At 65.8% G+C, this 13,788-nt stretch carries 15 protein-coding genes; 9 read left to right on the top strand and 6 right to left on the bottom strand.

The annotated features are described in order from the left end of the window. Window positions 1-361: 361 nt before the first annotated feature. Entirely contained in the window at window positions 362-1,351 is a 990-nt protein-coding gene (locus A5760_RS09820; RefSeq protein WP_064880109.1) for a D-2-hydroxyacid dehydrogenase family protein, read from the top strand. Window positions 1,352-1,359: 8 nt separating this feature from the next. On the opposite strand, the gene A5760_RS09815 is transcribed toward A5760_RS09820, so the two are convergent. The 4 genes from A5760_RS09815 to A5760_RS09800 are packed head-to-tail and all read right to left on the bottom strand — an operon-like array spanning window position 1,360 to window position 4,320. Next, window positions 1,360-1,968 carry a TetR/AcrR family transcriptional regulator gene (locus A5760_RS09815; RefSeq protein WP_064880107.1) on the bottom strand — a complete coding sequence of 203 codons (609 nt, stop codon included), beginning with the start codon at window positions 1,966-1,968 and terminating at the stop codon, window positions 1,360-1,362. Next, window positions 1,965-2,738, bottom strand: a complete 774-nt coding sequence (locus A5760_RS09810; RefSeq protein WP_064880105.1) for an SDR family NAD(P)-dependent oxidoreductase — start codon at window positions 2,736-2,738, stop codon at window positions 1,965-1,967. The genes A5760_RS09815 and A5760_RS09810 overlap by 4 nt, the downstream gene beginning before the upstream one ends. After that, a complete protein-coding gene (locus tag A5760_RS09805) occupies window positions 2,735-3,238 on the bottom strand; it encodes a VOC family protein (protein WP_082279411.1) in 504 nt (167 codons plus the stop codon). Before A5760_RS09805 ends, A5760_RS09810 begins: the two co-directional genes overlap by 4 nt. Beyond that, window positions 3,235-4,320, bottom strand: a complete 1,086-nt coding sequence (locus A5760_RS09800) for a dihydrodipicolinate reductase (RefSeq protein ID WP_064880315.1) — start codon at window positions 4,318-4,320, stop codon at window positions 3,235-3,237. The genes A5760_RS09805 and A5760_RS09800 overlap by 4 nt, the downstream gene beginning before the upstream one ends. A 112-nt stretch (window positions 4,321-4,432) precedes the next feature. On the opposite strand from A5760_RS09800, the gene A5760_RS09795 reads away from it, so the two are divergent. From A5760_RS09795 to A5760_RS09770, 6 genes are all read left to right on the top strand, one after another. Further along, the gene (locus A5760_RS09795; protein WP_064880103.1) at window positions 4,433-5,290 is read left to right on the top strand and encodes an SDR family oxidoreductase; all 858 of its coding nucleotides are present in this window, start codon (window positions 4,433-4,435) and stop codon (window positions 5,288-5,290) included. Between the two features lie 44 nt (window positions 5,291-5,334). Further along, window positions 5,335-5,718, top strand: coding sequence for a DUF1330 domain-containing protein (locus A5760_RS09790; RefSeq protein WP_064880101.1), 384 nt, complete (start codon window positions 5,335-5,337; stop codon window positions 5,716-5,718). Window positions 5,719-5,834: 116 nt separating this feature from the next. Further along, window positions 5,835-7,190, top strand: coding sequence for a WS/DGAT/MGAT family O-acyltransferase (locus A5760_RS09785; protein WP_064880099.1), 1,356 nt, complete (start codon window positions 5,835-5,837; stop codon window positions 7,188-7,190). Between the two features lie 6 nt (window positions 7,191-7,196). Beyond that, window positions 7,197-7,682 (top strand): NUDIX domain-containing protein, encoded by a 486-nt coding sequence (locus tag A5760_RS09780; RefSeq protein WP_064880097.1) that lies wholly within the window; start codon window positions 7,197-7,199, stop codon window positions 7,680-7,682. A 1-nt stretch (window position 7,683) separates the two neighbouring features. Next, entirely contained in the window at window positions 7,684-8,589 is a 906-nt protein-coding gene (locus A5760_RS09775; protein ID WP_064880095.1) for a haloalkane dehalogenase, read from the top strand. A gap of 35 nt (window positions 8,590-8,624) precedes the next feature. Continuing rightward, complete coding sequence (locus A5760_RS09770) at window positions 8,625-9,884, top strand: cytochrome P450 (protein ID WP_064880093.1); 1,260 nt, start codon at window positions 8,625-8,627, stop codon at window positions 9,882-9,884. Here A5760_RS09770 and A5760_RS09765 read toward each other — a convergent pair. Continuing rightward, window positions 9,881-10,249: a hypothetical protein gene (locus tag A5760_RS09765; RefSeq protein WP_064880091.1), complete on the bottom strand. Its 369-nt coding sequence runs from the start codon at window positions 10,247-10,249 to the stop codon at window positions 9,881-9,883. The two genes, A5760_RS09770 and A5760_RS09765, sit on opposite strands and share 4 nt — an antisense overlap. Window positions 10,250-10,406: 157 nt before the next feature. Between A5760_RS09765 and A5760_RS09760 the strand changes: the two genes are divergently transcribed. Next, entirely contained in the window at window positions 10,407-10,697 is a 291-nt protein-coding gene (locus A5760_RS09760) for a CDGP domain-containing protein (RefSeq protein WP_064880089.1), read from the top strand. A 28-nt stretch (window positions 10,698-10,725) separates the two neighbouring features. Here the strand turns inward: A5760_RS09760 and A5760_RS09755 are convergent, their stop codons facing one another. After that, window positions 10,726-11,796 carry an ATP-dependent DNA ligase gene (locus A5760_RS09755; protein ID WP_064880087.1) on the bottom strand — a complete coding sequence of 357 codons (1,071 nt, stop codon included), beginning with the start codon at window positions 11,794-11,796 and terminating at the stop codon, window positions 10,726-10,728. Window positions 11,797-11,822: 26 nt separating this feature from the next. Here A5760_RS09755 and ligD point away from each other — a divergent pair, with 26 nt between their 5' ends. Further along, complete coding sequence (ligD, locus tag A5760_RS09750; protein ID WP_064880085.1) at window positions 11,823-12,854, top strand: non-homologous end-joining DNA ligase; 1,032 nt, start codon at window positions 11,823-11,825, stop codon at window positions 12,852-12,854. The last annotated feature ends 934 nt before the right edge of the window (window positions 12,855-13,788 follow it).

Below are 13,788 nucleotides of genomic sequence, written 5' to 3'. Positions count from 1 at the left end.
TCGCTCGCCACCCAGGCACAGTCGCGCGAGCACCATTCCAGATGTTGGCCGCGGGTCGTAGGGTGTATCGAATACCGTGTTTTCCTCGATGTATCGCGAAACGTATTCTGCAACAGAGAGTGTCATGACCTCGGAGCGTGCCGAGGTCAAAAGCCGCCGCAATAACTGTAATAGCAACAGTATGGTGATCGCTACTGACGATTGTGGGCCAGTCCTGTGCTGGCATGCCGACTGCATCGAAGGCCGGAACCGAGAAGAGCCCGATACCCCCGACCACCTTCGCTGCGCGACGCCGTCGCGGTCTTGACGGCACCCGCAAGGTAATGGTCCAGTGAGCCATGCACCGGATCGGGGAGACGGCATGGTCAGGGTAGCGATTCTCGATGACTACGCGGGTGTGGCCTTACAGGTTGCCGACTGGTCACCCGTGCAAAAGCGGGCCGAGGTAACCGTTTTCGGCCGGCACCTTGCCGACGACGAGGCGGCCGATGCGCTGCGGCCGTTCGATGTGGTATGCACCCTGCGAGAGCGGATGGACTTTCCGCGCAGCCTGATCGAGCGGCTGCCGGACCTGAAGCTGATCACGATCGTCGGCAGGAGCCTGCCGAACCTGGACATGGCCGCAGCCACCGAACACGGCATTTTGGTGGCGCATTCGGATTTCGCGCATCCCCGGTTCAGGTCCATGCGCGACGCCACGCCGGAACTCGCCTGGGGGCTGATGATCGCGACGGTGCGCAATCTGGCCGACGAGCATCGCAACTTGCGAGACGGCGGGTGGCAGAGCAGCGCGGGTATGACGTTGTCCGGCAAGACCATCGGACTGCTCGGACTGGGCAGAGTCGGCAGGCGCATGGCCGAATACGCCGCGGCATTCGGCATGGAAGTCATTGCGTGGAGCCAGAATCTCACCGAGGAGGCCGCCGCGAGCGCGGGCGCCCGCCGGGTCGAGAAGGCCACGCTGTTCGAATCCTCGGACGTGGTCTCCATTCATCTGGTGCTCTCGGAACGCACCCGGGGACTGGTCGGCGCGGCCGAGCTGGCTCTGATGAAGCCGCACGCCTACCTGATCAACACCTCCAGGGGCCCGATCGTCGACGAGGCGTCCCTGCTGGCTGCGCTGGAAAGCGGGCGCATCGCCGGGGCCGGGCTGGACGTCTATGACACCGAGCCGCTGCCGAAAGACCATCCGCTGCGGCTGCTTCCGAACGTGACCCTGTCTCCCCACCTCGGGTACGTCACGCGCGAAATGCTGGGCGCCTTCTACTCCGACACGGTGGAATCGGTGGTGGCCTGGCTGGACGGGGAGCCCATCAGGATCGCCAATCCCGAAGTGGCGCAACGGGACTGAAGCCTGGCTCATTTCCGTTTCCAGTGCGGACTCTTGACCGCGTCCAGCGCGTCGGTGACGTATCGATCCAGCGGTCGCGGCTTTCCGGACTGACGCACCCATTGCTGGAAGGCGAAATCGGCCGCCGCGAACGCGAGTTGGACCAGCAGGCCCGGACGGAGATCGGCATCCGGATCGACGCCCATCCGTTCGGCGATGAGCTTCGTCGCGCGCTCCTTGTCGGCCGGCCGGTGCACCGTGACCTTGTCGAGCAGGTCGGGAACCACCAGCAGGGCTTCGCGCCATTCTTCGGTGTCGGCCTGCTCGAATGATCGGGTCCGCGTGATGATGGCGTTGATCAGCGCGGCATCGGGCGACTCGCCGGAGGGCCGCCCCTCGAGGAGATTGACGATCGCGGCGCCGCCGTAGCGCACGGGTGCGAGGAGGAGCTCTTCCTTCGCCGGCACGTGCCGGAAGAACGTGCGCGGGGAAACGCCTGCGGCCGTCGCGATTTCCTCGGTGGTCACCGCGTCGTACCCGCGCTCGACGAACAGGCGGAACGCCGCACGCCGGATATCGGCCCGGATCTGTGCGCGCTGCCGGTCGCGGAGCGACACTGGTCTGGTGGGAAAGGTCATCGGAAGCAGCCGATCCCGCCGTCGACGTGGATGGTCTGGCCGGTGATGAAAGTGGCGTCACTGCCGAGCAGGAACGCCACCAGCGCGCCCACGTCGGTGCGGACGTCGCCGATGCGCTTCATCGGAACCCGGCCCACGGCCTTGTCGTACTCCTTGGGCGCGAACGACTTCCAGAACTTGACGCCGTCGGATTCGGCGAACGGGCAGATGACATTGACGCGGATGCTGTCGCGACCCCATTCCAGCGCGGCAACCTTCGACAGTCCGCGGATGCCTTCCTTGGCGGCGGCATAGCCGCCCCACTTGGGTTCGCCGCCGGTGCCCGTCCCCGAACCGAGATTCACGATCGACCCGCCGCCGGCCTCGACCATCAGTGGGTGCACGGCCTGCATCAGCAGGAATGTCGCGCGGGGGCCCACGTCGTAGCCGAGGGCCAGGTCTTCGGTGGTGATGTCGACGAACGCCTTGGGCTCGTTGGTGGCGATGGCGTTGTTGACCAGGCCGTGCACGGTGCCGAAGGCGTCGACCGCCGCGGCCGCGATCCGCTGCGCGCTGTCCGGGTCACGCAGATCGGCGACGAGCTGTTCCACCCGTCCGATCGCCTCGAGCTCGGTGGTGGTCCGGCCCAGGGCCTCTTGCTGGATGTCGACCAGCAGCACCTCGGCGCCGCGTTCGAGCAACGCGGTGGCGACGCCCTTACCGACGCCCTGGGCGGCGCCGGTGACGATCGCGACGTGACCGCGCATCGAATCGGGGTGGCTGTACGTCATCTGACGGGTCCCACCTGCAGCTGTACGCCGCGGTGCATTTCGTAGGTGCTTCGCGCCCCGCCGGGTAGTTCGATGAACTCGATCGGTGTCCCGTCCGGGTCCTTGACGAAAAACATTCGGACGCCGCCGATCTCGAAGGGAGCCTGGTCGGGGGTGTAGCCGGCGTCGATGAGGCGGCGGTGGGTGTCGTCGAGATCGGTGACCGACAGCGACACGTTGTGGATGCCGGTGATGCCACGGCACTGCTCCTGCTCGGGCGGGTCGGCGCCGATGGAGAGCAGCTCGATCATCAACCCGCCCAACAGGCCGCCGACCACCCGGCCCTCCTGTTTACGGTTCGAGTGCAAGGCCGCGTCGAAAGGCTCTCCGGAGATGAGGGTTTCGAAGACGATCTCCATGCCCAGCACGTCGCGGTAGAAGGTCAGGGCACGGTCCATGTCGGTCACGCCGACGACGAGGTGGCAGAACGACACGTCGCCGAGGACGCCCTTATCCGTCACCGCTTGCCCGTCGAAAGGTTTGGAGCCGGACGCCCGGCGAACAACGGCAAGTCGAGGTAGGTCTTGATGCCCGGCTCGGCGGCGCAGACGTCGGGAATGGCGTTGATGCAGTGATTGGCGGTGACGACGACGCCCGGATTCTTCACCAAGCCTTCCGCGATCGTCTCCGGCTGCAGACCCTTGAAGGTGAGGCTCACATCGGGATCGCCGGTGATCTCCACCTCGAAGCGTTCGCCCCGCTCCCCGAAATTCCAGGCTGGATCCAGATTCTCCTCGCCCATCAGCCAGTTGACCGCCGCGGTGATGACCGGCTCGCCGTCAACCAGCGCCTGCCAGCGGAACCGGCGCGCGGCCACCGTGCCGGTCGTGATCGGGAACGGGTCGTAGTCGATATCGGCGGTCGCCACGGCGACGTCCTGGATGGTCCTGATGTTGGGGTCGATGCGAAATCCCATGTGTTCGGCGATCATCCGGACCGACTGCTTGAAGCCCGCATCGAGCAGCCCGGCCATCGGCCCCTGCGTCGCCTCCTCGGGGGTGCCGCCGAATCCCATGATGTGCCGCACCACGTCCGGCGCGTTGTAGGTGCGGATGTCGGAGAACTCCTCGGCCCGCACATGCGTGATCGCCGACGACAGGGAGGACACCATGAGCGGGAACCGCTCGGTGATGCCGCCGGGGTGAATTCCCGAACCATGTAGCGTCACACCGCTTTCCGTCGCCGCGTCGACGACGGCCCGGTGACGCTTGTTGCCTGGGTCGGGGTACACCCAGCCGACCGGGGTGACCACGTTCTTCCCGGACCGCAGGATCGCGATCACCTCGTCGTCATTGGGTATCAGCGGGCTGTACATCACGCAATCGGCGTCCAGCGCCAGTATCTCGTCGATGCTGGTGGTCGCGGTTACACCGAGCTCCTGCGTCCCGATGATCTTGCCGACATCGACGCCGTCCTTGTCCGCGCTGTGCACCCAGCACCCCACCAGCTCCAGCTGTGGGTGATTGATGACGCACGCGATCGCCGCTTTCCCCACCCCCCCGGTGGCCCACTGGACGACACGAAGCTTGGACGGGCTACTCATCATTGACCTCCCGGACGGCACGCGGCCTTTACACATCGGTGAATGAAATGGCAGGCTATGACTTGCTGACAGTGACTGTCAAGAATTGACCATTCGATGAGAGGGTCTGTTGATGAGCGTCCTCGACGGCAAGATCGCGATCGTCACCGGCACCAGCCGCGGCGTGGGCGTGGGCATCGCCCACGAACTGCTGCGCGCCGGAGCGACCGTGATCGGCTGTTCGCGCTCACCGCTCGACGGCATCCCCGGCATCGAACCCGACTGGGCGGACCGCGCTTCCCAACAGGTGTGCGATCAGGGTGACTACCGCTCGATCGACGCGTTGGTCGCGGACGTCGTGGCCACCCACGGACGGGTCGACATCCTGGTGAACAATGCCGGCGGCACCGTCCCGGCGCCGCATGCCGAGAGCATTCCCGAACTGGTGCAACGCATTCAGGGTGCGCCCGCCGACGATGACGACTTCGCGCGCACCGCTATGTTTCACGCGTTCGCCGTGCAGATGAATCTCATCAGCCCGCTGTGGTTCGCGATCCGTGCCTATCGGCAGATGCAGGTCCAGGACGGCGTCGGCTGCATCATCAACATCTCCAGCGGCGCCGGACATCCGGCGGGATCGCCAACCCTGGTCTCGTACGGGGCGGCCAAGAGCGGCCTCAACCACCTCACCCGGTCGCTGGCCGAAGAGTGGGGGCCCAAGGTGCGGGTCAACTGTGTGGCGTTGGGCCCGACGATGACCGAGAACTTCCGGTCCTTCGTGCTGCCCAAGGACGACCCCGATGGCGCAAAGTATTTCGCCGCCGTGCCCTTGCGCCGCGCGGGTGAGCCCGCCGAAGTCGGCCGGGTCTGCGTTTTCCTGGTCGGCGGCCAGGCCGACTTCGTCAACGGCACCACGATCGAATGCGACGGCGGGATGCTGCCCGGGGTGCTCTATGACGCGGGCTTGAAGACCATCACCGATCTGCTGTAGCGCCCCGGGCCGCTTCTAGAACAAACAAGCGCAAGGAGATTCACATGGCCGGCTTGGAACCGACGCCCGAGCAGTTCGCCGCGCTCGCGGCGCGACCGGCCGATGCGCCGGTGGTGATGGTCAACCTGTTGAAGTTCAAACCCGAGGGCGGCGTGGAGAGCTATCTGGAGTACGGCCGGGAAGTGGCTCCGCACCTGCAACGCGTCGGCGCCACCCTGCGCTATGCGGGGGGTGCGCCCTCGGTGGTGATCGGCGACTGCGAACGGCCTTGGTGGGACGCCATTCTCGTCGTCGAGTACCCCAACCCCCAGGCCTTCATCGACATGGTGACGACCGAGGAGTACGCCAAGGTGCACCAACATCGCGCCGCCGGCCTGGACCGCGGAGACTTGATCGCGACCTCGACATGGTCGATGACATCCGGGTGACCTGACGCGCCCGTCCGGCTCGGCCGAGCGGCGTGGCACCCGCCGAATGCGGGCCCACCGCCGGTCCGATCACGTTATGGCTTTCCGGATCAGCCCGAAATGGGTCTAATGGGTGGATGGAACTGATAAAGCCCACCGACGCGATCTTTCTCCTGGGAGAATCTCGCGAACATCCCATGCACGTCGGGGGCTTACAGTTGTTCGAGCCCCCGCCGGGCGCTGGCCGCGGCTTCGTTCGTGACCTCTGCAACAGCCTGACCGGCCAGCTGGATTTCCAGCCCACGTTTCGCAAGCACCCCGCGAGCCTTGTCGGCGGAATCGCAAACCTGGGCTGGTCTTACGACGATGACATCGACGTCGACTATCACGTACGGCGTGCGGCACTGCCGTCGCCCAAACGGGTCCGCGAATTGCTCGAGCTCACTTCGCGATGGCACAGCAGCCTGCTCGATCGCCACCGCCCCTTGTGGGAGACGCACATCGTCGAAGGCCTGAAAGGCGGCCGGTTCGCCATCTACACCAAGGTGCACCACGCGCTGATCGACGGCGTCTCCGCGCAGAAGCTGATGCAGCGCGCGCTGTCCACCGACCCCGACGACTTCGAGATCCGTGCCCCGTGGAGCCTGCGCAAACCCCAGCGCAAATCGAGCCCGTCTTCTCCCTTCCGCTCATTGGCCCGCGCCGCGGGATCCCTTGCTGCACTTGCTCCTTCAACAATAGGGCTGGCGCGTGCGGCGCTGTTCGAGCAGCAACTGACCCTGCCCTTCGGGGCCCCGAAGACCATGTTGAACGTCAACATCGGCGGCGCCCGCCGCTGCGCCGCACAGTCCTGGTCACTGGACCGCATCAAAAGCGTGAAGCGTGCCGCGGGGGTCACCGTGAACGACGTCGTCCTGGCGATGTGCTCGGGCGCTCTACGTTATTACCTCCTCGAGCATGACGCGCTGCCGGACACGCCGCTGATCGCGATGGTCCCGGTGAGCCTGCGCACCGAGGAAGAGGCCGACGCCGGCGGCAACCTGGTCGGGGCCATCCTGTGCAATCTGGCGACCAACGCCGACGATCCCGCGCAGCGTCTGCAGACCATCAGCGAGTCGATGCGCAGCAACAAGAAAGTTTTCTCGCAGCTGCCGCGGTTTCAGGCGCTGGCGCTGTCGGCCGTCAATACGTCAGCGTTGGCGTTGGCGGCGGTCCCCGGCTGGGTCGCATCGACGTCGCCCCCGTTCAACATCATCATCTCGAACGTGCCGGGACCGACGCAGCCGACCTACTACGGGGGCGCCCGGCTTGACGGCAACTACCCGCTGTCCATCGCGCTGGACGGCCAGGCGCTGAATATCACCGTGGCCAACAACGCCGGCAATCTAGACTTCGGTCTGGTGGGGTGCCGGCGCAGCGTGCCGCATCTGCAACGTCTGCTTGCGCACCTGGAGTCCTCGCTCAAGGATATGGAACGCGCTGTGGGAGACTAGAACTCGATGGCCAGACTCAGCGCGGGCGTGATGTTGTACCGGACCTGCGGCGGCGCCGTCGAGGTGTTGATCGCGCATCCGGGTGGGCCGTTCTGGGCCCGCAAAGACGACGGCGCGTGGTCGATCCCGAAAGGCGAGTACACCGACGGGGAGGATCCTTGGGCTGCCGCGCAGCGTGAGTTCGCCGAGGAGTTGGGGCTGGCGGTGCCGGCCGGCCCGCGAATAGACCTGGGTCAGCTGAAGCAATCCGGCGGCAAGGTTGTGAGCGTCTTTGCGGTGCACGGCGACCTCGACATCACCGACGCGCGCAGCAACACTTTCGAATTGGAGTGGCCGAAAGGGTCGGGCAAGCTGCGGGAGTTTCCCGAGGTTGATCGCGTGGGCTGGTTCGCGGTGGCGGCCGCGCGCAGCAAATTGCTGAAGGGCCAGCACGGCTTTCTCGATCGCCTGATGGCGGAACCGGGCCTGGCCGGATTATCCGAAGGGACGTGACATGCAAACGCTGCGAACACCCGACGACCGATTCGACGGCCTTCCCGACTTTCCTTATGCCCCAAGGTATGGCGAAGTATCCGACGATGGAGGCGGCACACTGCGCGTGGCCTGGGTCGAGGACGGGCCGGACGGCGCCGATCCGATTCTCATGCTGCACGGCGAACCGTCGTGGTCGTATCTGTACCGCAAGATGATTCCGGTACTGGCCGCCGCCGGCCATCGAGTCATCTGCCCCGACCTGGTCGGATTCGGCCGTTCGGACAAGCCCACCCGTCTCGAAGACCACAGCTACGCGCGCCACGTCGAGTGGATGCGAGCGTTGGCCTTCGATGTCCTCGACCTTCGCGACGTCACCCTGGTCGGCCAGGACTGGGGCGGCCTGATCGGATTGCGGCTTGCCGCAGAGCATCCCGAGCGGTTCGCGCGGGTGGTCGTCGCCAACACCGGGCTGCCGAATGGCGAGCAGCCCATGGCCGACGTCTGGTGGCGCTTCCGTGAAGCGATCAGGAACGCTCCGACGTTGAATGTCGGCGCGTTTGTGCAGGGTGGTTGTCGCCGACAGATGAGCGAGGAGGAGCGCGCGGGCTATGACGCGCCGTTCCCCACCGACGACTACTGCGCCGGGCCGCGGGCCATGCCCGGCCTGGTGCCCACGTCACCGGACGATCCCGCCGCGGCGGCCAACAAGGACGCCTGGACCAGGCTGTCGGTCAGCCCGACGCCCATGCTGGTCGCCTTCAGCGACAGCGACCCGATCACCGGGCCGATGGCCGCGATCTTCCAGCGTGAGATGCGCGGCGCACAGGGGATCGACCACCCGGTGATCCGCGGTGCCGGCCATTTCGTGCAGGAGGACGCCGGAGCGGAACTGGCCGGCCACATCGTGGAGTTCCTGCGCCGCTGAGTCGGGCGCCGCCGGGTGGCGGGCACAATGTCAGCATGACGACAGCGCCGACCGAGTCCACAAAACCCGACGAGTTGTTGGTGCGGCTGTTGGACCCGGCGGTCCGTGCCGACCCCTACCCGCTGTTCGCGCAGTTCCGCGAGCGCGGGTCGTTCGCCTTGCCGGAAGGCAACCTCGCCGTGTTCTCGACCTACCGCGACTGCGACGAAGTTTTGCGGCACCCGTCGTCGAGCAACGACCGGCTCAAGTCGACGGCCGCCCGCGCGCAGATCGAGGCGCAGACCCAACAGCTCATCGAGGCCGGTGCCGAGGCGCCGCCACAAACCCCACCGGGATTCCTTTTCCAGGACCCGCCGGATCACACTCGGCTGCGCAAACTGGTCAGCAAGGCGTTCGCGCCCAAGGTGGTGAACGCGCTGCAACCCGACATCACCGCGCTGATCGACCGGTTGCTCGACCGGATCGCCGAAAAGGGACGGTGCGAGGTCGTCGAGGACCTCGCCTATCCACTGCCGGTGGCGGTCATCTGCCGCCTGCTCGGCGTACCGATCGAGGACGAGCCACAATTCAGCCGGGTGTCCGCGCTGCTGGCGCAATCCCTGGACCCGTTCGTCGCCTTCACCGGAACGCCGTCGGACAACCTGAAAGAGCGCATGGACGCCGGAATGTGGTTGCGCGCCTACCTGCACGGCTTGATCGACCGGCGACGCTCGCGGCCCGGCGACGATCTGATGTCCGGGCTGATCGCCGTGGAAGAGTCGGGCGACCAGCTGACCGCGGAGGAGATCGTCTCCACCTGCGTCCTGTTGTTGGTCGCCGGTCACGAGACCACCGTGAACCTGATCAGCAACGCCGTCCTGGCGATGCTGCGCCAACCGTCGCAATGGACCGCGCTTGGCGCGGACGCCAACCGTGTCCCGGCGGTCATCGAGGAGACGCTGCGCTACGACCCGCCGGTGCAGATGATCGCCCGAACTGCGGGTCACGACATGGCAATTGGGGGCATCGACGTACCCGCCGGCGACATCATGATGCTGCTGACCGCCGCCGCCCAGCGCGATCCCGCCGAATACGACCGCCCCGACGTCTTCGACCCGGACCGGAAATCGCTGCGACACTTAGGGTTCGGTCGTGGTGCGCATTACTGCCTGGGTGCCCCACTGGCCCGGCTGGAGGCCGGCGTGGCCCTGTCGGCGGTGACGGCACGTTTCCCGAACGCTCGGCTGGACAGTGACCCCCAGTACAAGGCCAATGTCACGCTGCGCGGGATGTCGCAGCTCATCGTCGCGGTCTAGTCCCGTTCCCAGGGCGGCCTCTCGCCCATCTTCTTGTAGTACTTCGCCAGGTGACTCTTGATCCGATCGACATCGGACGCGGGCACGTCGATACCGCCGCGCGCACCGTCCATGATCGCGCCGGCCGCCATCACTCCGCGCGGCACGGCTTTGAGGTCGCCGTCGATGACGTCGGCGATCAGCAGCTTGTAGGACGTGAAGTTGTCCTTCTTGTCGCCGTCGTACCAGACGTGCGCGTCGCGGTATTTCTGGTTCGGACCGTCCTGCGCATCGGCCCACTTGCGCACCCGCTTTTCGGCGCCGTCGCCGTCCCACTTGCGGTCACGATCGGCCAGCGGCAGATCTTGAAAGGCTGTGACTGACATGCTGGCCGCGTGCCCGCTGCGGTCGCGATTAAACGTCGCTAACCGTGGGTTCCCAGTGCCCGAAGCGGTAGCGTCATGGATAGCTGACTGGGCTGTCGACGGCGATTGCCATCCCAACACTCGGCACGCCCCAGCGGCGGTGTGACGGGAGACGACCATGAAGCGGTGCATCGTCGGAGGATTCGCGGCCCTGATGATTGCCGCGCAGCTGATCGCCTCGGCGCCGTCGGCCGGCGCCGGGTGTCAGTACGGGGGACCCGTTCTCAGCAAGTGCGACGGACCGGTCCAGCCCGACGGCACCTGGCAACGTTGCGTCGCAGTGACCCGCTTGGTTCCCAACGGCGCCAGTTCCTACCTCGTGCCCGACAATCACTGCGGTCTGATGGGTCCCGGCCAGCAGCCCTCGGATTTCACCTTCGGCGACCCGCCGACGCACATCGACGGCTGAGCAGCCTCTCCGTGGCCGGGGCACCGTCCTAGCCCGCACCGAGTCCCGGCACGATCTCGCCGAGGCTGAACGTCACCGGTTGTTCGAGTTGTTGGTAGGTGCACGAGCGTGGTTCGCGATCCGGACGCCACCGATTGAACTGTGCGGTATGACGAAATCGCCGGCCTTCCATGTGGTCGTAGCGGACCTCGACCACCCGCTCGGGCCGCAGCGGCACGAACGACAGATCCTTGCCGGCGTTCCAGCGCGAGAACTCGTTCTTACGAGGAGTCCGCTCGCCGGCTTCGTGCGCGGCCCAATTCCACGGGTGGTTCTCGAAATCGGTGACGAGCGGCTGTAGTTCGTCGAAGAGCCGCCGCCGCTCCGCCATCGGAAACGCGCCGATCACGCCGACCGACGCGAGCTGGCCGTCATCCTGATACAGGCCCAACAACAGCGAACCGATCGCGTCGGCGCCGGATTTGTGCACCCGATAGCCGGCGACCACACAGTCGGCGGTCCGCTCGTGTTTGATCTTGAACATGATCCGCTTGTCCGGCTGGTAGGTGATGCCGAGCGGCTTGGCAATCACGCCGTCGAGGCCGGCGCCCTCGAATTCGTCGAACCAGCGCTGCGCGGTGCCCAGATCGGTCGTCGCCGGCGTGACGTGGATCGAGGGTCCCGAGCCCGCCAGGGCGTCGACCAGGGCGGCGCGCCGCTCGCTGAAGGGCCGTCGTGTGTAGTCGTCGTCGTCGAGGGCGAGCAGGTCGAACGCGATGAAGGACGCCGGCGTGGCCTCGGCGAGCATCCGCACGCGTGAGTCGGCCGGGTGAATGCGCTGTTGCAGCGCCTCGAAATCCAGCCCGTGGTCGGTGGCGATGACGATCTCGCCGTCGATCACGCAGCGATCCGGCAGCTCGGCTTTGGCCGCGGCGAGCAGCTCGGGGAAATAGCGCGTCATCGGTCGTTCGTTGCGGCTGCCCAGCTCGACCTGGTCGTGGTCGCGGAAACAGATCGACCTGAAGCCGTCCCACTTGGGCTCATAGGACGCGTCAGGGGGAATTGAGCGCACCGACTTCGCCAGCATCGGCGACACCGGCGGCATGACAGGGAGGTCCATAGCCTGATTGTGCTGGAATCGAAGGTATGGCTGCTGCAGAGGAGCTCGACGTCGACGGCATTGCGGTGCGCCTGACCAATCCGGACAAGGTGTATTTCCCCAAACTGGGGTCGAAGGGGACCAAGCGACACCTGGTGGACTACTACCGCGCCGTCGCGGGCGGTCCGATGCTCGACACGCTGCGCGACCGGCCCACCCACCTGCAGCGTTTCCCTGACGGCATCGACGGCGAGGAGATCTACCAGAAGCGGATCCCGCAGCACCATCCCGACTACCTGCAGACGTGCCAGGTGACGTTTCCGTCCGGGCGGACGGCCGACGCGCTGAAGGTGACTCATCCGGCGGCGGTCGTGTGGGCGGCACAGATGGGCACCGTCACCTTGCACCCGTGGCAGGTGCGCTGCCCGGATACCGACCATCCCGACGAATTGCGCATCGATCTGGACCCGCAGCCCGGTGTCGCGTTCGAGCAGGCGCGCACCGTCGCGGTCGAGGTGTTGCGGCCGCTGCTCGACGAGCTCGGTCTGGTCGGATATCCGAAGACCTCGGGTGGTCGCGGGATCCACCTGTTTCTGCGGATCGCCAGCGACTGGGATTTCATCCAGGTGCGCCGCGCCGGCATCGCCCTGGCCCGCGAGGTGGAGCGCCGTGCACCCGACCTCGTCACCACGTCCTGGTGGAAGGAAGAGCGCGGCGAGCGCATTTTCATCGATTTCAACCAGAACGCCCGGGACCGCACCATGGCGTCGGCGTATTCGGTGCGACGCACCCCGATCGCGACGGTCTCGATGCCACTGACGTGGAAGGAGCTGGCCGACGCCGAGCCGGACGACTACACCATGGCAACCGTGCCCGATCTGGTCACAGATCGAGAAGACCCCTGGGCCGCAATGGATGATGCGGTCCAATCGATCGATTCCCTACTGGAAATGGCCGAGGCCGACGAAGAGCGCGGGCTTGGGGACATGCCGTATCCGCCGAACTATCCGAAAATGCCCGGCGAGCCCAAACGCGTTCAGCCCAGCCGGGATCGAGATCTCAAAAGCGAGAAGGGCTAGCCCAAATTCATCGAGTGGTCCGGGGATCGGAACCGCGGCCGGCGATCGGGCCGCGTCTACCCCTCTCGCGTACTAAGCCGCTTTGCCCACGTGAGGACCTCAACGCAGCACCCGCAATGCCCGAGCGGGAAGTGATTCTCTTGCGCCGCAGTGGCTTAAGCCGATTTGTCACAGTGACAATCGGGATCACGGACCAGGTGAACTCCAACTATGCCGGCCGAGGTGGGGAAATGCCGAGTCAGCGTTAACTCTGGAATCGCCAACCGGATTCAAAACCACACGAGTTCCCCCACCCGAACCGCTCAGGTGTCGGGGCCAACCACTTTTCAGCGTTGTCGCGCGAGGCGATTAGCTGACCACTAACCCGCGCAAAGGGCAGCAAGCAAATTCGCGCAGAGCGTGCGCACGGCCCGAGCAACCGGTGGTCCGCAACAGCCTTGAGGCCCGGCTGCTTTCACATCACGATGCCTCGGCCGATGCGGTCACGGCAGAATCCGCTACGCCGGCACGTCGCGGCATGTAGCCGTGCGAGAACTGGCACCCAATGTCCCGAAGGGAGCACTCAATAGGCCCGAATATGGGCCGTACCGAGTAATGGGTGCGAGTAACTGAGCCCCTGCCGTTACCCGGCAGACCTACATTGTGCAGGTCAGGTTAGGTCCGCAGTCGATGGTTATCGGCGTTGTGCAGCCGGAAGCCGTGAGGGCGGCGAAGGTGAGGAGAAGACCAAGAACAACTTTGTATTTCAGACCAGACATGACCACTCCGTTCGTAGGAGAAATCTTTCGCCCGAGAGTAGGTATATTACGCGTGGCGCTCTCGGACGAGTATGGAATGAGTAATTTTCGATTAATTACGTCACCTGACTGAAAGCCGACGGGTGACGGGCGCACGAATTCGAATCGTCGCGAGGGTGTGCGCTCGTAAATTCCCG

Origin of the sequence: Mycobacterium colombiense (genome assembly GCF_001665835.1) — a bacterium.
In the GTDB taxonomy this organism is placed as follows: Bacteria; Actinomycetota; Actinomycetes; order Mycobacteriales; family Mycobacteriaceae; genus Mycobacterium; species Mycobacterium colombiense_A.
This window is presented reverse-complemented; position numbering and strand designations above follow the sequence as displayed.

Bases quoted from the DNA above. Each gene is read 5' to 3' on its own strand.
- A5760_RS09820 (WP_064880109.1), top strand. From the start codon at position 362: ATGGTCAGGGTAGCGATTCTCGATGACTACGCGGGTGTGGCCTTACAG.
- A5760_RS09815 (WP_064880107.1), bottom strand. From the start codon at position 1,968: ATGACCTTTCCCACCAGACCAGTGTCGCTCCGCGACCGGCAGCGCGCA.
- A5760_RS09810 (WP_064880105.1), bottom strand. From the start codon at position 2,738: ATGACGTACAGCCACCCCGATTCGATGCGCGGTCACGTCGCGATCGTC.
- A5760_RS09800 (WP_064880315.1), bottom strand. From the start codon at position 4,320: ATGAGTAGCCCGTCCAAGCTTCGTGTCGTCCAGTGGGCCACCGGGGGG.
- A5760_RS09795 (WP_064880103.1), top strand. From the start codon at position 4,433: ATGAGCGTCCTCGACGGCAAGATCGCGATCGTCACCGGCACCAGCCGC.
- A5760_RS09790 (WP_064880101.1), top strand. From the start codon at position 5,335: ATGGCCGGCTTGGAACCGACGCCCGAGCAGTTCGCCGCGCTCGCGGCG.
- A5760_RS09785 (WP_064880099.1), top strand. From the start codon at position 5,835: ATGGAACTGATAAAGCCCACCGACGCGATCTTTCTCCTGGGAGAATCT.
- A5760_RS09780 (WP_064880097.1), top strand. From the start codon at position 7,197: ATGGCCAGACTCAGCGCGGGCGTGATGTTGTACCGGACCTGCGGCGGC.
- A5760_RS09775 (WP_064880095.1), top strand. From the start codon at position 7,684: ATGCAAACGCTGCGAACACCCGACGACCGATTCGACGGCCTTCCCGAC.
- A5760_RS09770 (WP_064880093.1), top strand. From the start codon at position 8,625: ATGACGACAGCGCCGACCGAGTCCACAAAACCCGACGAGTTGTTGGTG.
- A5760_RS09765 (WP_064880091.1), bottom strand. From the start codon at position 10,249: ATGTCAGTCACAGCCTTTCAAGATCTGCCGCTGGCCGATCGTGACCGC.
- A5760_RS09760 (WP_064880089.1), top strand. From the start codon at position 10,407: ATGAAGCGGTGCATCGTCGGAGGATTCGCGGCCCTGATGATTGCCGCG.
- A5760_RS09755 (WP_064880087.1), bottom strand. From the start codon at position 11,796: ATGGACCTCCCTGTCATGCCGCCGGTGTCGCCGATGCTGGCGAAGTCG.
- ligD (WP_064880085.1), top strand. From the start codon at position 11,823: ATGGCTGCTGCAGAGGAGCTCGACGTCGACGGCATTGCGGTGCGCCTG.